This window comes from Microlunatus endophyticus (assembly GCF_014646195.1).
In the GTDB taxonomy this organism is placed as follows: domain Bacteria; phylum Actinomycetota; class Actinomycetes; order Propionibacteriales; family Propionibacteriaceae; genus Microlunatus; species Microlunatus endophyticus.
The window spans coordinates 127,363-144,094 of the sequence record NZ_BMMZ01000012.1 but is presented as its reverse complement, the minus strand read 5'-3'; the positions used below and the strand labels follow the sequence as shown (position 1 = coordinate 144,094).

General features: G+C 67.5%; 20 protein-coding genes. 6 read left to right on the top strand and 14 right to left on the bottom strand.

The features are described from left to right. Positions 1 to 3 precede the first annotated feature (3 nt). Together IEY07_RS19935 and IEY07_RS19930 are read left to right on the top strand one after the other, a co-directional pair. Positions 4 to 1,326, top strand: coding sequence for a hemolysin family protein (locus IEY07_RS19935; RefSeq protein WP_229670386.1), 1,323 nt, complete (start codon positions 4 to 6; stop codon positions 1,324 to 1,326). Next, the gene (locus IEY07_RS19930) at positions 1,323 to 2,378 is read left to right on the top strand and encodes a hemolysin family protein (protein WP_188897150.1); all 1,056 of its coding nucleotides are present in this window, start codon (positions 1,323 to 1,325) and stop codon (positions 2,376 to 2,378) included. Before IEY07_RS19935 ends, IEY07_RS19930 begins: the two co-directional genes overlap by 4 nt. A gap of 59 nt (positions 2,379 to 2,437) precedes the next feature. On the opposite strand, the gene rplQ is transcribed toward IEY07_RS19930, so the two are convergent. The 7 genes from rplQ to infA all read right to left on the bottom strand — a co-directional run bounded on the left by rplQ (position 2,438) and on the right by infA (position 6,279). Then, entirely contained in the window at positions 2,438 to 3,022 is a 585-nt protein-coding gene (rplQ, locus tag IEY07_RS19925; RefSeq protein WP_188897149.1) for a 50S ribosomal protein L17, read from the bottom strand. A gap of 47 nt (positions 3,023 to 3,069) precedes the next feature. After that, positions 3,070 to 4,107: a DNA-directed RNA polymerase subunit alpha gene (locus IEY07_RS19920; RefSeq protein ID WP_188897148.1), complete on the bottom strand. Its 1,038-nt coding sequence runs from the start codon at positions 4,105 to 4,107 to the stop codon at positions 3,070 to 3,072. A 96-nt stretch (positions 4,108 to 4,203) separates the two neighbouring features. After that, on the bottom strand, positions 4,204 to 4,812 hold the full coding sequence (rpsD, locus tag IEY07_RS19915) for a 30S ribosomal protein S4 (protein WP_188897147.1): 609 nt from the start codon (positions 4,810 to 4,812) through the stop codon (positions 4,204 to 4,206). Positions 4,813 to 4,845: 33 nt separating this feature from the next. Next, positions 4,846 to 5,253 (bottom strand): 30S ribosomal protein S11, encoded by a 408-nt coding sequence (gene rpsK / locus IEY07_RS19910; RefSeq protein WP_188897146.1) that lies wholly within the window; start codon positions 5,251 to 5,253, stop codon positions 4,846 to 4,848. Between the two features lie 35 nt (positions 5,254 to 5,288). Further along, on the bottom strand, positions 5,289 to 5,663 hold the full coding sequence (gene rpsM / locus IEY07_RS19905) for a 30S ribosomal protein S13 (RefSeq protein WP_188897145.1): 375 nt from the start codon (positions 5,661 to 5,663) through the stop codon (positions 5,289 to 5,291). 226 nt (positions 5,664 to 5,889) lie between these two features. Next, entirely contained in the window at positions 5,890 to 6,006 is a 117-nt protein-coding gene (gene rpmJ, locus IEY07_RS19900) for a 50S ribosomal protein L36 (RefSeq protein ID WP_188897144.1), read from the bottom strand. Positions 6,007 to 6,057: 51 nt separating this feature from the next. Beyond that, on the bottom strand, positions 6,058 to 6,279 hold the full coding sequence (gene infA / locus IEY07_RS19895) for a translation initiation factor IF-1 (RefSeq protein ID WP_154689757.1): 222 nt from the start codon (positions 6,277 to 6,279) through the stop codon (positions 6,058 to 6,060). A 242-nt stretch (positions 6,280 to 6,521) separates the two neighbouring features. Here infA and IEY07_RS19890 point away from each other — a divergent pair, with 242 nt between their 5' ends. Together IEY07_RS19890 and IEY07_RS19885 are read left to right on the top strand one after the other, a co-directional pair. Next, positions 6,522 to 7,109 (top strand): cysteine hydrolase family protein, encoded by a 588-nt coding sequence (locus IEY07_RS19890; RefSeq protein WP_188897143.1) that lies wholly within the window; start codon positions 6,522 to 6,524, stop codon positions 7,107 to 7,109. Positions 7,110 to 7,139: 30 nt separating this feature from the next. Next, on the top strand, positions 7,140 to 7,502 hold the full coding sequence (locus IEY07_RS19885) for a hypothetical protein (protein WP_188897142.1): 363 nt from the start codon (positions 7,140 to 7,142) through the stop codon (positions 7,500 to 7,502). A gap of 9 nt (positions 7,503 to 7,511) precedes the next feature. Here the strand turns inward: IEY07_RS19885 and IEY07_RS19880 are convergent, their stop codons facing one another. From IEY07_RS19880 to IEY07_RS19855, 6 genes are all read right to left on the bottom strand, one after another. Next, positions 7,512 to 8,630 carry a DNA glycosylase AlkZ-like family protein gene (locus tag IEY07_RS19880; protein WP_229670384.1) on the bottom strand — a complete coding sequence of 373 codons (1,119 nt, stop codon included), beginning with the start codon at positions 8,628 to 8,630 and terminating at the stop codon, positions 7,512 to 7,514. Positions 8,631 to 8,669: 39 nt separating this feature from the next. After that, complete coding sequence (locus IEY07_RS19875; RefSeq protein WP_229670383.1) at positions 8,670 to 9,926, bottom strand: exo-beta-N-acetylmuramidase NamZ family protein; 1,257 nt, start codon at positions 9,924 to 9,926, stop codon at positions 8,670 to 8,672. Between the two features lie 15 nt (positions 9,927 to 9,941). Continuing rightward, positions 9,942 to 10,838 carry a GTP-binding protein LepA gene (locus IEY07_RS19870; protein WP_188897141.1) on the bottom strand — a complete coding sequence of 299 codons (897 nt, stop codon included), beginning with the start codon at positions 10,836 to 10,838 and terminating at the stop codon, positions 9,942 to 9,944. A gap of 95 nt (positions 10,839 to 10,933) precedes the next feature. After that, positions 10,934 to 13,081: an acetate--CoA ligase family protein gene (locus IEY07_RS19865; protein WP_188897140.1), complete on the bottom strand. Its 2,148-nt coding sequence runs from the start codon at positions 13,079 to 13,081 to the stop codon at positions 10,934 to 10,936. Beyond that, positions 13,075 to 13,788 carry a GNAT family N-acetyltransferase gene (locus IEY07_RS19860; protein WP_188897139.1) on the bottom strand — a complete coding sequence of 238 codons (714 nt, stop codon included), beginning with the start codon at positions 13,786 to 13,788 and terminating at the stop codon, positions 13,075 to 13,077. The genes IEY07_RS19865 and IEY07_RS19860 overlap by 7 nt, the downstream gene beginning before the upstream one ends. Before the next feature lie 94 nt (positions 13,789 to 13,882). Further along, on the bottom strand, positions 13,883 to 14,251 hold the full coding sequence (locus IEY07_RS19855) for a DUF1707 SHOCT-like domain-containing protein (protein WP_188897138.1): 369 nt from the start codon (positions 14,249 to 14,251) through the stop codon (positions 13,883 to 13,885). A gap of 51 nt (positions 14,252 to 14,302) precedes the next feature. On the opposite strand from IEY07_RS19855, the gene IEY07_RS19850 reads away from it, so the two are divergent. Beyond that, on the top strand, positions 14,303 to 15,199 hold the full coding sequence (locus tag IEY07_RS19850) for an ABC transporter substrate-binding protein (RefSeq protein WP_188897137.1): 897 nt from the start codon (positions 14,303 to 14,305) through the stop codon (positions 15,197 to 15,199). Positions 15,200 to 15,205: 6 nt separating this feature from the next. Here IEY07_RS19850 and IEY07_RS19845 read toward each other — a convergent pair whose 3' ends face one another. Beyond that, positions 15,206 to 15,604 carry a DUF2255 family protein gene (locus IEY07_RS19845; protein WP_188897136.1) on the bottom strand — a complete coding sequence of 133 codons (399 nt, stop codon included), beginning with the start codon at positions 15,602 to 15,604 and terminating at the stop codon, positions 15,206 to 15,208. A gap of 114 nt (positions 15,605 to 15,718) precedes the next feature. On the opposite strand from IEY07_RS19845, the gene IEY07_RS19840 reads away from it, so the two are divergent. Further along, the gene (locus tag IEY07_RS19840) at positions 15,719 to 16,714 is read left to right on the top strand and encodes an RNA polymerase subunit sigma-70 (RefSeq protein WP_188897135.1); all 996 of its coding nucleotides are present in this window, start codon (positions 15,719 to 15,721) and stop codon (positions 16,712 to 16,714) included. Positions 16,715 to 16,732: the final 18 nt, after the last annotated feature.

The following is a 16,732-nucleotide window of genomic DNA, read 5'->3' as shown; positions in this document are numbered from 1 at the left end:
GTCGTGATCTTCGAATGGGCGATGGTCGGGATCGGGGTCCTGCTGACGCTGGGAACCGGCGTCTTCGTCGCTGCTGAATTCACCCTGGTCAATCTGGACCGTGCCGATCTCGAGGCCCGTCAGGAGCGCGGCGAGACCGGGCTGCAGACCACGATCAACGCCCTGCGGATCACGTCCACCCACCTGTCCGGTGCCCAGCTCGGGATCACTCTGACCACGCTGCTGACCGGCTTCACCTTCGAGCCCGCGGTCGCCACCCTCATCTCGCCGGCACTGGGACGCACCGCGCTGCCGGACGCCTCGGTACCGGCCATCGCCAGCGTGATCGGCATCCTGCTGGCCACCGTCGGCTCGATGATCTTCGGCGAGCTGGTGCCCAAGAACTTCGCGATCTCGGTGCCGATCCGGATCGCCCGGATGGTGGTGCCGTTGCAGGTCGGGTTCACCACCGTCTTCAAGCCGCTGGTGCTGCTGCTCAACAACACTGCCAACGCGGTGGTGCGGGCCTTCGGCATCGAACCGCAGGAGGAGTTGTCCGGTGCCAGGACCGCCGAGGAATTGTCCTCGCTGGTCCGACGGTCGGCCATCGAGGGGACGCTGGAGCGGGAGCACGCGGCACTGCTGAGCCGCTCATTGCGGTTCGCCGACCGGGTCGCCGAGGACGTGATGACTCCCCGGGTGCGGATGGCGGCCGTACGCCGGAACGAGACGGCCCGGCAGGTGATCGCTGCGGCCCGGCAGACCGGTCTCTCCCGATTCCCAGTCATCGGTGCCGACGTGGACGACATCGTCGGGCTGGTGCACGTCAAGAACGCGTACGCGATCGCGCCGAACGAGCGCGACCGGGTCCGGGTCGCGTCGCTGATGACCGCTCCACTGCAGGTGCCCGCCACGATCGGCGTCGATCTGCTGCTCGGCCAGTTGCGGCACGCACCGTTGCAGTCGGCGATCGTCGCCGACGAATACGGCGGGACCGCCGGCCTGGTCACCCTGGAGGACCTGATCGAGGAACTGATCGGCGACGTTGCCGACGAGCACGATCGGGAAGTCCCACGGGTGACATCCGACGGCGAGGATTTGATCATCGACGCGTCCTTGCGACCCGACGAGCTGGCCGGCCTGACGAAGGTCCGGGTGCCGGAGAGCTCGGACTACGAGACCGTCGCCGGCTACATCACCGGGCTGCTCGGCCGGATCGCCCATCCCGGCGACGAAGTCTCTGCGCCGGGCGGGGTCTTCCGCGTCGAGACGGTGGACGAGCGCCGCATCGACCGGGTCAGGTTCGTTCCGGTAGCCGACACGGGCGATCGGGGTGAACATCGATGAATTCCGACCTCGTCGGCCTGATCGCGCTGGTCGTCCTGCTGCTGATCAACGCCTATTTCGTCGGCGCCGAGTTCGCGGTGATCTCGGCCCGCCGGTCCCAGATCGAGCCACAGGCGGAGGCCGGTAGCAGCGCCGCCCGGACCACACTCTGGGCGATGGAACACGCAACGCTGATGCTGGCGACCACCCAGCTCGGCATCACGGTCTGCTCGCTGCTGATCCTGAACGTCTCCGAGCCGGCCATCCACCATCTGCTCGAGGTGCCGCTGCACGCGATCGGGCTGTCGGCTTCGGTGATCGAGGTGCTGGCCTTCGTGATCACGTTGGCACTGGTCACCTTCCTGCACGTCGTCTTCGGGGAGATGGTCCCCAAGAATCTGGCCTTCGCGATCCCGGACCGGGCTGCGCTGGTGCTGGCGCCGCCGCTGGTCTTCCTCGGACGTCTGGTCAAGCCGATCATCGTCGCACTGAACTGGGCGGCCAACACCGTGGTCCGGGTTTTCCGGGTCGAGCCGAAGGACGAGGCGACCAGCGCCTACACCCTCGACGAGGTGGTGACCATCGTCCGGCAGTCGGAGGAGGCAGGGACGCTGACCGACACCGGCGGCCGGGTGTCGGCGGCGCTGGAATTCACCACCAAGACCGTCGCCGACCTGGTGGTGCCTTTCGACCGGCTGGTCGCCTTGGCGCCGGCGTCGACACCTGCCGATGTCCAGCGGGCCGTAGCCGACCACGGCTTCTCCCGCTACCCGGTGATGGCGGCCGACAGCGGCCGCCCGAGCGGCTATGTGCATCTGAAGGACGTCCTCGACCTGGACAGCCGGGAGGCGCTGGGCAGGCCGTTGCCCGCCGACCGGATCCGGGAACTGATTAACGTCGAGCAGTCCACCGAGGCCGAGGACGCGCTGCGGGACATGCGGGCCCGCAACTCCCACCTCGCCCTGGCCATCGACGACGGGACACCGACCGGGGTGCTCTTCCTGGAGGACGTCCTGGAGGAGTTGGTCGGCCAGATCGAGGATTCGACCAACCGGAACGCCGCCCGGTCGTAGCACCGGGAACGCGAAAGGTCCCCGCCCGCCGAAGCGGGTGGGGACCTTTGCTGGTGAGATCAGTTCTCCGACTTGGCCTCGTCCTCGGCGGCCTCGGCATCCTCGACGGCTTCTGCCTCGGGAACCTCGTCCACAGCAGCCTCGTCGGCGACCTCGGACTCAGCAACCTCGGACTCAGCAACCTCGGACTCGGCAACCTCAGGCTCAGCAACCTCGGGCTCGGCAGCAGGAGCCGCGGTCCTGGCAGCCGGAGCCGCCTTCCCGTTGGCCTTCTTGGAGTCCTCGATCGACTCGGTGACGAGCTCGATCAGGGCCATCGGGGCCCGGTCGCCCTTGCGCAGGCCGACCTTGGTGATCCGCAGGTAGCCGCCCTCGCGTCCCTCGAAAGTGGGCGCGATCTCGGTGAAGAGCGAGTGCACCACGCTCTTGTCGCGGATGGTCGACATCACCAGACGGCGGGCGTGCAGATCTCCCCGCTTGGCCTTGGTGATCAACTTCTCCGCAACCGGACGCAGCCGCTTGGCCTTGGCCTCGGTGGTGGTGATCCGCCCGTGCTCGAAGAGCTGGGTGGCCAGGTTGGCCAGGATCAGCTTCTCGTGCGCCGCGCTGCCGCCCAGACGAGCGCCCTTGGTGGGTGTAGGCATTGGTGTCTCGTTCTCCGAATATTTCTAGTGGTGAGTGCTGATCTTGATCAGTACTGCTCGGTCTCGGCGTAGTCGACGTCGTCCTCGTCGCCGGCACCGGACTCATCGTCGTCGTACCGGCCGATCGCGGACAGCGGATCGAAGCCCGGAGCGCTGTCCTTGAGAGACAGGCCCATCTCGTGCAGCTTCAGCTTGACCTCGTCGATGGACTTGGAGCCGAAGTTGCGAATGTCCAGCAGATCCTGCTCAGAGCGGGAGACCAGCTCACCCACGGTGTGGATGCCCTCGCGCTTGAGGCAGTTGTACGACCGGACGGTCAGATTCAGGTCCTCGACCGGCAGCGCCAGATCGGCGGCCAGCTGCTCGTCGATCGGCGACGGGCCGATCTCGATGCCCTCGGCCTCGACATTCAGCTCGCGGGCCAGGCCGAAGAGCTCGACCAGCGTACGACCGGCCGAAGCCACCGCGTCGCGCGGCTTGATCGCCAGCTTGGTCTCGACGTCAAGGATCAGCTTGTCGAAGTCCGTACGCTGCTCGACACGGGTCGCCTCGACCTTGTAGGTGACCTTCAGTACGGGGCTGTAGATCGAATCGACCGGGATCCGGCCGATCTCGGCGTCGACGGTCTTGTTCTGTACCGAGGAGACGTAGCCACGGCCACGCTCGACGACCAGTTCCATCTCCAGCCGGCCGTTCTCGTTCAGCGTGGCGATGTGCAGCTCGGGGTTGTGCACCTCGACACCGGCGGGGGGCGCGATGTCAGCGGCAGTGACGGCACCCGGGCCGGCCTTGCGCAGGTACATGACGACCGGCGCGTCCTCCTCGGAGGAGACGACCAGCGCCTTGAGGTTGAGGATGATCTCGGTGACATCCTCGACGACGCCCTCGATGGTGGAGAACTCGTGCAGGTTGCCGTCGATCTTGATGCTGGTCACGGCCGCGCCCGGGATGGACGACAGCAGGGTGCGACGCAGCGAGTTGCCGAGGGTGTAGCCGAAGCCCGGCTCCAACGGCTCGATGGTGAACCGGGACCGGTAGTCGGAGACGACTTCCTCCGACAGCGTCGGACGCTGTGCGATGAGCATTGCTTCTTTCCTTTCCGCACCAACCGCTATTTGAAGGTGCGAACTAGGTGGATGACAGCCCGGGCCATCAGCCGCAGCGAACGGCCCGGGTCAGGATCACCGTCGGGAGTAGTACTCGACGATGAGCTGTTCCTGGACGTCCACGACGATCTGTTCGCGGACGGGCAGCTGGTGAATCAGGATCCGGCCGCGGTCGAGATCGACATCCATCCAACCCGGGACGACGCGCTCGCCATGGGTCTCCTTGGCGATCACGATCGGGGTCACGTTCTGCGACTTGTCCTTGAGATCGATGATGTCGTACTGGGTGACCTGGTACGACGGGATCGTCACCTTCTGGCCGTTGACGGTGAAGTGACCGTGACCGACCAGCTGGCGGGCCTGACGACGGGTCCGGGCCAGGCCGGCGCGGTAGACCACGTTGTCGAGCCGGGTCTCCAGCAGACGCAGCAGGTTGTCGCCGGTACGACCCTCACGACGGAAGGCTTCCTCGTAGTAGCGGTGCAGCTGCTTCTCCAGCACACCGTAGGCGTAACGGATCTTCTGCTTCTCGCGCAGCTGCAGGGAGTACTCCGACTCCTTGATGCGGCCGCGGCCGTGCATGCCCGGCGGGTAGGGGCGGCGTTCGAACGCCTTGTCATTGCCGACGAGGTCCGTGCCCAGCCGGCGCGACTTCTTGGTCAGAGGACCGGTGTAGCGAGCCATTTCAGATATTCCTTGTGAGCTAGGGACGGACGACTAGACGCGACGGCGCTTCGGCGGACGGCAGCCGTTGTGCGGGACCGGGGTGACATCGGCGATGGCGCCGACCTCGAGACCGACCGCACCGAGCGAGCGGATCGCGGTCTCACGACCCGAGCCCGGGCCCTTGACGAACACGTCGACCCGCTTCATGCCGTGCTCCATGGCGCGACGGCCGGCGGCCTCGGCTGCCATCTGGGCGGCGTACGGGGTGGACTTGCGGGAGCCCTTGAAGCCGACGGTGCCGGCAGAGGCCCACGCGATCACCGCACCGGTGGGATCGGTGATCGAGATGACGGTGTTGTTGAAGGTCGACTTGATGTGGGCGTGACCCGCGACGACGTTCTTCTTTTCCTTGCGGCGCACCTTCTTGGCGGCGCCGGCTCCACGACCTGCTGTAGCCATAAGTTCTCAGTTCTCCTGTGCGTTCACGGGCCGCGTCAGCGGGCCTTTTTCTTGCCGGCGACGGGCTTTCGCGCACCCTTACGGCTGCGAGCGTTGGTACGGGTCCGCTGACCGCGGACCGGCAGACCGCTGCGGTGGCGGCGGCCCTGGTAGGAGCCGATCTCGACCTTGCGACGGATGTCGGCGGCCACCTCACGACGGAGGTCGCCCTCGGTCTGGTAGTTGGCCTCGATCCAGTCACGCAGGATGATCAGCTGGTCGTCGGTGACTTCGTGAACGCGCAGGTCGCCACTCAGGCCGGTGTTGGCCAGGGTCTCGTCAGCGCGGGTACGGCCGATGCCGTAGATGTAGGTGAGAGCGACCTCGAGGCGCTTGTCGCGCGGCAGGTCGACACCGATCAGACGTGCCATAGCAGGCGTGTTCCTTTTCCCCTTCAACAGGGTGTTGTCGAGACGTACGTCGTGCTCCAACACTTGGGCGTACATCCCGCGGAGGTGTCTGCGTGATGCGTCCCGGCACCAGGTCCGGGCCCCGGCCTCCGACCAGGGGTGGGTGACTCAGTTATGAGCCGTAGCGATCACGTTGGATAAGTGTTCAATTGTATTCAGTTGTGCCGCGGGATCAGGTGATCCCAGCTCAGCCCTGGCGCTGCTTGTGCCGGGGGTTCGTGCTGCAGATCACCATCACGCGGCCATGCCGACGGATGACCTTGCAGTTATCGCAGATCGCTTTGACGCTCGGCTGGACCTTCATCGCAGTGTCTTTCTTGGCATTGGTGGGCGTGGTGGTGAGTGACGTACGGGCTTACTTGTGCCGGTAGACGATCCGACCGCGGGTCAGGTCGTACGGGGAAAGCTCAACGACAACCCGGTCAGCCGGAAGGATCCGGATGTAGTGCTGTCGCATCTTGCCGCTGATGGTGGCGAGCACCTTGTGACCATTGGCCAACTCCACGCGGAACATCGCGTTCGGCAGCGCCTCGACCACGGTGCCCTCCAACTCGAGGGCGCCTTCCTTCTTCGCCATAAACTCTCAATCTTGGTGTTTGAGAACAGGGAACAACCACCGACACAGGTGGCCGACCGTCAACTTTACGCCAATCGGCCTGCCCGCCCAAATCGGCTCCCTTAGCCGCCAGAACGGCGGTACGCCTCCATTTTACGCGGCGTGTCGAAGGGTCACTGGTCGTCAGTTGCTGGCCGGGATCCTGCGAAAGCTGACCGGGACGACTCTCGTCCGGCGACCGTCGTTCGGCCAGGATCGGCTCCATGAAGCGTGCGCTCCTCGTCATCGACGTCCAGGAATCCTTCCGGGCCCGCAAGAGTTGGAACCTGATCAACCACCCCGATATCGCCGACCGTTGCAACCGACTGGTCGCCGACGCCCGCCGGACCGGCGACCTGGTGATCTGGGTGCTGCACACCGAGCCCGGGACCGGCACGGTCTTCGATCCGGCGTCCGGACACGTACGCCTGCTGGCGCCGCTGGAACCGGCCGATGGCGAGCCGGTGCTGACCAAGACCTCGCACAACGCCTTCACCACGACCAACCTGCAACAACTGCTCACCACCCACGGAGTCGAGGAGATCGTGGTCAGCGGCATCCGGACCGAGCAGTGCTGCGAGACCACCGCCCGGGTCGCCTCCGACCTCGGCTACCGGGTCGTCTTCGTCGCCGACGCGACGGCCACCCAACCACTGGCTGCCCCGGGTCTTTCCCTGGACCGCGATTTCGACCAGGTCGTCGACGATCCGCGGACGCTGCCCGCGGACCAGGTCGTCGAGCGCACTGTCTACGCCCTGGCCGGCCGCTTCGCCACGATCGCGTCGCTGGACGAGCTGGTCGCCCTCTCCTGATGGCTTGGTCGCAGTCGTAGGTTTGCTGCCATGACCACGGGGCGGCGCATGATGGCCAGCCTCGCGATGACCGCGCTGATCGTGATTCCAGCGACCCTGGTCAGCGTGTTCCCGCTGATCTTCGTCTGGAGCGGATTCCAGGCACTCGGCGGCAAGCTCGGGCTGTGGGTGGGCGACCCCAACTCCAACGACGGAGAAGAGGTCTGGGCCTGGCCGCTCGGGCTGATCATGCTCGCCGTACTGCTGGCCGTGGTCGGGTGCGTGGTCCGCGGAGTCGGCACCCGCGTCCGATTGGCCCGCTGGTTCTGGCCGCTGGGACTGGCGATCCTCACCGCCGTGTGGGTAGCAACCGTCGCCGGTCGTCTGCCGCCCTTCTGGCAATGGCGGGGGTGACTCGCCCGGCTAACCTTCGAGGTCGAGTTCGAGCCAGCGGGCAAGATCGGCGAGCTCGTCCTGGACTGCCTCGGTGAGCCCGGCGGCGAACGGCTCGTCGGCGTGGATCTCCTCGATCCGCAGCACGCCGACCTCATGATCAGCAGCAGCGTCGACCTTGCCGACCAGCAGGTCGCCGGACAGCACCGGCAGCGCGTAGTAGCCCCATCGCCGCTTGGCCGCCGGCTTGTACATCTCCAGCTGGTAGTCGAATTCGAAGAGCTCCTGCATCCGCTTCCGGTCCATGATCAACCGGTCCAGCGGCGACAGGATCGCCACCCGGCCCTGCAGCGGTTCGTCGAGTCGTTGCAGCTGACCAGGATCGACCCTCCATCGGCCTCGTAGGCCGTCGATCTCCGCCTCTTCGCCGGTCTCGCCGACATCGATCGGCTCCCCCGGCTGCTTGGTCGCCTTTGCCCGCGCTATGCCCAGCGCTGCCAGCCGACGCTCGTTGCGCAGTTGCAGCGCGTCCTCCAGTGGCGGATAGTCCCGATCGGGATAGATCCTCGTCGCAAGATCGAAAAGCCGGTCCCGACCCTCGTGACCGGCGACGGCGACCTCGCCGCGGGCGACCATCAGCTCCAGCAGCATTCGGACGTTGCGGCCGTTGTTCCATCCGGACGATCGCCACGGCAGGACTGTCGTGTCCGGTATCTGCCGCGAGGTCAGCGGGCCGGAGTCGGCGAGCCGGTCGAGGATGTCGCGCCGACAGCCGTCGTTGGCGTCGACCCACTCCCAAGTGCTGCGCTGCCAGCCCTCGAGGGTGCCGCCGTCGGCCATCGCGTCCATTTCTGCGCGGTAGAGCGCGATGTCCTCGGCCGGCCGGAGCATGCCGTCCAGCTCGATCAGCTCGTGAGCAGCCACCAGGTCCGCGAGCTCGTCCCTGTCGTAGGCGGAGCCGATCCGGCTCCACAGCACCAGATCTGCATTGGGTGCCACCACCTTGGTCTGGTCGGCCTGCAGCAGCGTCAGCCGCCGGACCACCTCGAGCACGTCGGCCGGCCGCGGCCGGTCGAGGAGCTGGGCCCGCACGGCGATCCGGCGAGCCTCGGCGATCGTGAGTTGGATCGTGCGTTGATCGGCAGCCACAGCGGCAGCCTAGGCGTCACGCCTGACACCGACCGGAGTTCAGTGCCGCGAATAGAGCAGGTACGCGCGACGCCGGCGCTCGAAGTCGGCCAGTTCCTGCTGCCAGGCGCCGACGATCTCCTCGGCTGCCGCACCCGCCTCCAGTTGCTCTCGGAAGCGCGCCGACCCGGTGAGCAGATCGAAGCCGCGTCCCGGATAGCTGTCACCGGATCGCCAGCCGAATTCGGCGTACAGCGCCTTCAGCCCGACCAGCATCTCGGTCGCGACCAAGATCGGGTCGACGGCGTACGGATCGGGGATGTGCACCTGGACCCCGCCGCAGATCTGGTCGGCGTTCTTGGAGAAGGTCGGGGTGAAGAACGCCTCCCGGAACAGGACGCCCTCGATCTCCCGTCGGTTGAGCCACTCGGCCCAACGGCCGTCGACGTAGGGTGCGCCGATCAACTCGAAAGGCCGGGTTGTGCCCCGCCCCTCGGAGAGGTTGGTGCCCTCGAAGAGACAGGTGCCTGGATACAGCAGGGCAGTGTCCGGCGTCGGCATGTTGGGACTCGGCGGCACCCACGCCAGGCCGGTATCGGCGAAGATCATCTTCGGCGACCAGTTCTTGACCTTGATCACCGACAACCGGTCACCCAGCATGTCGCCGGCGGCGGCCGGCATCAGCTCGCCGTCGAAGTAGCGGGCCAGCTCACCGGCTGTCATCCCGTGAGCCTGGACGATCTTGTCCATGCCGACGCCGGACGTGAAGCTGTCGATGATCATCGGTCCGCGGCCGGCACCGCCGATCGGATTCGGCCGGTCGAGGACCACGAAGTTCAGTCCGGACCGGACCGCCGCGATCATGGCCGCATACATCGTCCAGACGTAGGTGTAGAACCGAGCACCGACATCCTGGATGTCGAAGACGACGGTGCCGATGCCCGCCTGGGCGAACATCGTCTGCAAGCGGTCCGGATCGGCACCATAGGCGTCGTAGACCTTGACGCCCGTGCGCTCGTCGGTGTGCCCGGCCTCGGAGTAGCCGGCTTGCGCCGTACCGCGGAAACCGTGTTCGGGGCCGAACACGGCCGCCACGTCCACCTTGCCTGAGGTGACCATCGCATCGACGATGTTGATCAAGGAACCAGCGAGGATCCCGGTCGGGTTGGTCATCACGCCGAGCCTCGAGCCGGCCAGCGGACCCCAGTCGGCTGCGGCGACCACGTCGGCGCCGGGTGTCACCGGGCGGTCACCACCCTGGCCGTCGCCGTGCCGCGGCGACGGCACCATCGACTCATCGGCGGTTGCGGGATGCACGACGGCCACCTCTCGTCAGCGGGCCGCGGCCACGGATCCGGACAGCCCGCGGGACTCGCGTTCGTGATAGAGGTCGACGCTCTCCCGCAGCGCCCGCAGGATGTACGGCGGGACATCCATGCCCTGCTTGTTGGCCCACAACAGCCGGGACTCGACCCGGCCGATCTCGCGGGCGTACTCCTCCAGACCGTGCTCCATGCCGAGGCTGATGATCACCGCGCCCATGTCCGCCTTGTAGGCGTCCATCGCATTGGTGCCGACCAGTCCGTACGACTTCTCCCGCAGCACCCGCGCCAGGAACAACTGCCACGGCTTCAACTCGTGCGCCTGGATCATCGCCGTCGCCGACATCTGGTAGAAGGCGAAGTGCCCGGGCTCCTGCTGCTTGATCGGGCTGATGATCGTCTCGGCGATCGCCCGCTCCCCCATCTCGGTCAGGCCAGTGTGGATCTGGTTGTAGGCCAGCACCGCCTGCCGTTCGGTGCTCGCACCGGTCAGGTAGTAGAGCAGCTTGGCGACCTGCTGGATCGGTTCGAAATGGGCCAGCGCACCGAGCATCTTGATCTTGGCGGAGACCTCGAGATGCGGCTGCGAAGCCGGCATATCAAGATCTTGTTGTAGCCGGTCGAGGATCAATCCGTGCTGGATCTCCTGCGGCTGCCAGACGTCTGCGTAGAACATCCGATTGGTCTCGTCCACGTCCGGGAGCAGCACCAGCAGCTCCAAGACGTTGCGGTCGACCTCCAGCTCGACCCGGGCCAGGTAGTCCAGAACGTAGCTGTACTTGGACTTCACCGCGTCGGCATCGAGGATGGTCCGATCGACCGTGTCGAGCGGGATCGGCGGGTAGAGGTCCCCCAGCCGCTTGACGTGGTCAGCGATCTTCTGACCGGTGATGATCTGCCGGGGCACAGGCACACCCTAACTGCGCGTTCCAATTTCCCACCACGACCGCAGGCCGCGGCCGAAGTATCTTAGGCAATCCTAACTTGATGGACGCTCCGCGTCTAACTCGGAGACAGTCCCGGTGCCAGACCCGGTCCTGGCGACCCGGCATCGGCCAGCCGCAACTTGATGTCCACACAGGCGATCGACGACGGCGTACCGGCAGGCAGAGCGATCACCGGATTGAGATCGAGTTCGGCCAGTTCCGGTACGTCGGTGGACAGCCGGCCGAGTGCCACCAGCAGCTCCTCGAGTCCATGGACATCGGCCGGTGCACTGCCGCGGTGGCCGGCCAGCAACGGCCAGATCCGCAACCGACGCAGCGCTCTCGACGCCTCGCCGCGATTGAACGGCGGCATCAGGAACACCCGGTCGGCCCAGACGTCGATCGCGACACCGCCGGCGGCGACCATCACCAGCGGACCGAATGACGGGTCGCGGACGACGCCGAAAGCGAGTTCGACGCCTCCGCCGGCGATCAGCGGCTGGACCAGCAGCGCGTCGTGACCGACCGGTCCGTCGCCGAGTTCGGTGAGCATCTCCGCGACCGCACCGCGAACCGACTCCGGTGTGGCCAGCCCGACCCGAACCAGGCCGCGATCGGTCTTGTGCACCACGGTCGGATCGGCCGCCTTGATCACCACCGGGTAACCCAACCGGTCCGCCGCGGCCAGTGCGTCGTCGACGCCGGAGACGACCGTGCCTGTGGTCAGCGGAACGCCGTAGGCCCCCAGCAGACCGCCCGCCGCATCGGGTGCCAGCCATCCGTCCTGTTCGGACTGCCGGGACCTGGCAAGCTCGGCGACCGCACGCGCCCGGACCCGTTCGGCCAGCTGCCGGTCCGCCGGCGGCTGCTCTGGACTGCCGCCGTCCCGCCACCTGCGGTAGTGCGCGGCGTGGGCCAGTGCAGCCAGGGCCGCGCCCGCCGAGCGCAACCGGACGTAGCCCGGCCGCCCTCCCCGTACGCGATCACCGGCTCCGTGGTCGGGCCTGCCGGCCGGATCGATCGGCTCGGTTCCAGGGCCGTAACCCACCAGGATCCGCGGCACCGCCGAGTCGGTCGCCTGTTCGGCGGCGGCATCGAACGCCGTCAGCACCGCACGCCCATCGGTGACCGCCGTACCGGCGAGGATCATCAGGACGGCGTCCACCTCGCCCGAGGATGCCACCTGTTCGACGGCTGCGACGAAGCCCTCGGCAGTCGCCCCGGCACCGAGATCGACCGGATTACCCAAGGACGATGCGGCCATCACGGCCTTACCGGTTCCGAGCCCTGCCGAGATCCGTTGACGCACGTCCTGGCTCAGCTCGGGAACCAGCAGGCCGTGACCAGCTGCCGCATCGGCGGCGAGCACGCCCAGGCCTCCGGCATTGCTGACGATGCCGACCCGGAGCCCGGCCGGCAGCGTCTGGTCCTGCAACAGGCAGGCGGTGTCGGCCAGTTCGTCGAGATCCCGGCAGTCGATCACCCCGGCTTGGGCGAACAGCGCCTGGACGCCGACGGACGGCGGAGCCGCGGCAGCAGTGTGCGACGCTCCGGCACGACGGCCACCGGCCGACCGTCCACCGATCACCGCCAGCAGCGGTTTGCGCTGGGTGAACCGGCGGGCCAGCCGGGCGAATTTCTGCGGGTTGCCGAACGACTCCAGATAGAGCGCGGCGGCGGTCACCCGATCGTCGTCCAGCCAGGCGCCGAGCAGGTCGTTGCCCGACACGTCGGCCTTGTTGCCCAGCGAGACGAACGACTGCAGGCCGAGCCCGGAGCGTACGGCCGTGTCGATCAGCGCGATCCCGACGCCGCCGGACTGGGAGGCGACGGCCAGGCCGCCGGCGGGCGGCAGTTGGTCGACGAAGGAGGCGTTCAGTCGCAGGTCCGGGTCCCCGATGATCACCCCGAGACAGTTCGGCCCGACGATCCGCATGCCGTGCCGGCGGGCGACGCGCACCATGGCGTGCTGCAGGGCGCTGCCGCCCTCGCCCAACTCGCCGAAGCCGGACGCCAGCACGACAGCGGCCCGTACGCCCGCCTCGGCCGCCTGGGTGACCACCGGGAGCACGCGTTCGGCAGGGACCGCGACGATGGCCAGGTCGACCGGCGCACCGATCGAAGCGAAGTCCGGGTCGGCCTGGATTCCGTCGATCACCGGTGCTTGCGGATGGACGATCCGTACCGACCCGGCGTAGCCGCCGTGCCGGATCGAGGTCAGCACGGCGCTGCCGACGCCAGTGCCGTCCCGGCGGACACCGACGACTGCGACGGTGCGGGCCGCAGCAGCGGCGCCAGCGATCTCGCCTCGGCGCGGGCTTCGCGGGCGTCGGCAGCGGCGACCGCCCTCACCGAGGCGACGGTGTCCAGTTCCAGGCTGATCACACCGCGCTCCAGGGTCCGGCGGTAGCCGAAGCCGGCGTCGGCGAAGACCTTGATCATCGGACCGTTCTCGGCCAGCATCTCGGCGACGAACCGCTCGATCCCACGGTTGCGCGCGGCGGCCGCCAGATGCTCCAACAGCAGCGTGCCGATTCCCAGTCCGTGCGCGGCCGGGTCGACCAGGAAGGCGACCTCGGCAGTGTCGGGCCCGACCAGCTCGGCCGCCGCGACCCCGATCAGGATGTCGTGCCGGACCACAACCAGGACGATCACCTGGTCGGCCCGGTCCAGCAGGCCTTCGGCGTAGCGCCGCGCGGTCGCCGGACTGGCGGTGAAGAATCGGAGCCGGAGATTGTCGGGATCGGTCCGCCGATGCAGATCCAGCAATGCGTCGCGATCGTCCGGCTGCAGCATCCGCACGGTCGCGACATCACCGTCGGCGAGCAGTACGTCGACCACCGGTCCGGACCGGATCGGGGCCTCCTGATCAGGCTGCGTCATCGCATCCTCGGTTGTCGGTTCGATCCCGGATCTGATCGTTGCTGTCACACCGTCACTCCCCTGCCATCATCCCAGCATCTCCGCCCGAGTCTTGCGAAGGGCCACGGCACCGCGCAGAGCCGAAAGTCCTGCCCGGACCGGGTCAGAACAGGACGGCGAGCAGGATGATCAGCAGGATGGCGATGATGACGACGACGCCGACGACGTACAGCGCCGCCCGGTTGGCCGGGCGGGCTGCGGACACTTCGCCCGGACGTCCGCCGGAAGCCTGCTGGACCATGGCCGGGTCGCTGTAGGTCTGCAACGCGGGAAGGTTCTGCACCACCGGCACCAGGTCACCGAGCCGCTGGGCTGCGTACAGCTGGTCGAGGTGGGCCGAATACGTCTCCTGGTCGAGTCTTCCTGCGGCGAAGGCGTCGTTGAGCCGGCGGGTCAGTTCCTCGCGTTCGCCGTCGCTGACCGGCGCATCGGGCGTGCTCCGGTACTTCGACGAGATCGGCAGCTCACTCATACTCCAAGGCTACCCAGGGCGAAGCCCATCGGCTGAGCTACCGTCGAGCACATGCGGATCGTTTCGCTGCTGCCGTCGGCCACCGAGATCACCTACGCGCTGGGCCTGGAGGACCAGTTGTACGGCGTCACCTTCGAGTGTGATGAGCCGCCGCGAGCCCGTCAGGAGAAGGAGATCATCGTCGGCGGCATGCAGACGACGGGGATGGAACCCGCGGCGATCGACATGATCGTCCGCGAGCGGCTGGCGGCCGGCGAAGATCTCTACACCCTGGACGCCGGCGCGCTGGGTCAGCTGCAGCCAGACCTGATTCTGACCCAGGATCTCTGTGCGGTGTGCGCGGTGCCGACCGACAAGGTGCGCGATGCCGCCGAACAGCTCGGCTGCACCGCCGATGTGATCACCTTGGATCCCTATTCACTGGATGAGGTGATCGACTCGATCGGCACGGTCGCTCGGGCCGCCGGCGTCGCGGACCGTGGCGAAAAGTTGATCAAGGAACTTCAAGACCGGCTGGACGCTGTGATCAACGACGTCCGTGACCGGCCGCGACCACGGGTCGCCGTCGTCGAGTGGATCGACCCGCCGTTCGGTGCCGGTCACTGGATGCCGGACATGATCATCGCGGCGGGTGGTGAGCCGGTCGCCTGCCGGCCGCGTGAACGCTCGGTGGCGATCAGCTGGGAGGGGATCGCCGCCGGCCGCCCGGAGATCATGATCATCTCGCCGTGCGGCTTCGATCTCGAGGGTGCCGTCGATCAGGCAAAGCTGATCGTCGACGACCCGATGATCATCGAACGCTTCCCCGACACCGCTGTATGGGCGATCGACGCGGACGGGATCATGGTGCGGCCCGGCCCGCGACTGATCGACGGCGTGGAAGCACTCGCCGCGCTGCTGCATCCGGAAACCGGCCGGACCTCGTCCGCGATCCGTCGGCTTCGGTAGGGTCCGTCACACCCGCTGCTCCGGCGCCAGCCTCAGCGTCGTCGCGGCAGCGTCGTCGGCGACCATGCGGTCAACCGTTCCGGCGCCGTAGCGTGCGTACTTCGCCCGGTAGGCCGCGTCGACACCGGCGCGCACTTGGAGCTCGCCCCCGCCGACGTCATCGACCACGACGTCAGCGACAACACCGCCTGCCTCGATCCTGGCCCGACGCGAGCCCAGCGCTCGCCCGAACCAGCCGGAATCCCGGCGGTACCAGGTGCGGACGTAGACGCGGCCGGCAGCGACCACCACCCAGATCGGCACCGTGGCTCGCAGCGACCCGTCCGTCCGCCGGACAGCGATCCGCAACTCCTCCGCCGCATCGATATCCGCCAGTTCCGACGCGGACCACTCTCTCGTCGTCATCCAGCCATCATTCCCCTCCGCGGGAGCAGCACCGTGGCTCGCCCCGTGGATCCGCGACGAATCGGAGCTTCGCTTCGCCCGGCTAGGCCGCCACACCATCACTAGGCTGGAGCAATGTCCAGCACGACGCCCCACGTCGAGGCCGAGGCGTACCGGGGTGAGCTTCTCGGCTACTGCTACCGCTACTTCGGCTGCTATGCAGAAGCCGCCGACGCGGTCCAGGAGACGATGGCGCGCGCCTGGCAGCACGCCGACGGCTTCGACGGGCGCTCGTCGCTGCGGACCTGGCTGTATCGCATCGCGACGAACGTGTGCCTGGACATGAAGAAGGCGCCGCAAAGGCGGTCGCTGCCCACAGACCTCAGCTCACCCGGTCAGGTTCCCGACGATCCGCGATCTCTGACGACACGTGCGGACACGACCTGGATCGGGCCGATCTCCGACGACTATCTGGCCGATCCCGCCAACACCGTGGAGCGGCGGGATTCCGTACGACTCGCCTTCATCGCCGTCCTGCAGCTGCTACCGCCACGCCAGCGGGCGCTGCTGATCCTGCGGGACGTCTTGGACTGGTCGGCGCAGGAATGCGCCGAACTGCTGGATATCTCGGTCGCCTCGGTCAATTCCGCGCTCGCCCGGGCACGCCGGACCATTGCTGCACGGGATCAGAACCCGGTGCCCGACCCCGACCAGGACCATGATCAACAGCTGTTGGCCGCCTATGTCGCCGCCTTCGCGGCCTATGACGTCGACCGGCTCGTCGGCCTGCTGACCGAGGACGCCAGCTTCAGCATGCCACCGTACGAGTTGTGGTTGCGTAGCAGTGCGGCGATCGAGCAGTGGTGGCGCGGCCCCGGACAGATCTGCCGCAACTCCCGGCTGATCACCACCGGAGCCAATCGGCAGCCCGCGGTGGCCGTTTACCACGATGTCGGCGACGGCCGGTGGGAGCCGTTCGCCCTGCATGTGCTCGACACCGGCAGAGGTCGCATCGTCGGGATCACCCATTTCATGGGTCCGACGGCATTCGCGGAGTTCGGGCTGCCGCCCGAGGTGATCGAGATCAACGACCCGGCACAGCGATCAGTTCGGGGCGTTGGCGTCGTCTGACTCGGTGAAGGGTCGCAA

Excerpts from the sequence above, each read along its gene's own strand:
- IEY07_RS19930 (WP_188897150.1), top strand. The coding sequence starts at position 1,323 with ATGAATTCCGACCTCGTCGGCCTGATCGCGCTGGTCGTCCTGCTGCTG.
- rplQ (WP_188897149.1), bottom strand. The coding sequence starts at position 3,022 with ATGCCTACACCCACCAAGGGCGCTCGTCTGGGCGGCAGCGCGGCGCAC.
- IEY07_RS19920 (WP_188897148.1), bottom strand. The coding sequence starts at position 4,107 with ATGCTCATCGCACAGCGTCCGACGCTGTCGGAGGAAGTCGTCTCCGAC.
- rpsD (WP_188897147.1), bottom strand. The coding sequence starts at position 4,812 with ATGGCTCGCTACACCGGTCCTCTGACCAAGAAGTCGCGCCGGCTGGGC.
- rpsK (WP_188897146.1), bottom strand. The coding sequence starts at position 5,253 with ATGGCTACAGCAGGTCGTGGAGCCGGCGCCGCCAAGAAGGTGCGCCGC.
- rpsM (WP_188897145.1), bottom strand. The coding sequence starts at position 5,663 with ATGGCACGTCTGATCGGTGTCGACCTGCCGCGCGACAAGCGCCTCGAG.
- rpmJ (WP_188897144.1), bottom strand. The coding sequence starts at position 6,006 with ATGAAGGTCCAGCCGAGCGTCAAAGCGATCTGCGATAACTGCAAGGTC.
- infA (WP_154689757.1), bottom strand. The coding sequence starts at position 6,279 with ATGGCGAAGAAGGAAGGCGCCCTCGAGTTGGAGGGCACCGTGGTCGAG.
- IEY07_RS19890 (WP_188897143.1), top strand. The coding sequence starts at position 6,522 with ATGAAGCGTGCGCTCCTCGTCATCGACGTCCAGGAATCCTTCCGGGCC.
- IEY07_RS19885 (WP_188897142.1), top strand. The coding sequence starts at position 7,140 with ATGACCACGGGGCGGCGCATGATGGCCAGCCTCGCGATGACCGCGCTG.
- IEY07_RS19855 (WP_188897138.1), bottom strand. The coding sequence starts at position 14,251 with ATGAGTGAGCTGCCGATCTCGTCGAAGTACCGGAGCACGCCCGATGCG.
- IEY07_RS19850 (WP_188897137.1), top strand. The coding sequence starts at position 14,303 with ATGCGGATCGTTTCGCTGCTGCCGTCGGCCACCGAGATCACCTACGCG.
- IEY07_RS19845 (WP_188897136.1), bottom strand. The coding sequence starts at position 15,604 with ATGACGACGAGAGAGTGGTCCGCGTCGGAACTGGCGGATATCGATGCG.
- IEY07_RS19840 (WP_188897135.1), top strand. The coding sequence starts at position 15,719 with ATGTCCAGCACGACGCCCCACGTCGAGGCCGAGGCGTACCGGGGTGAG.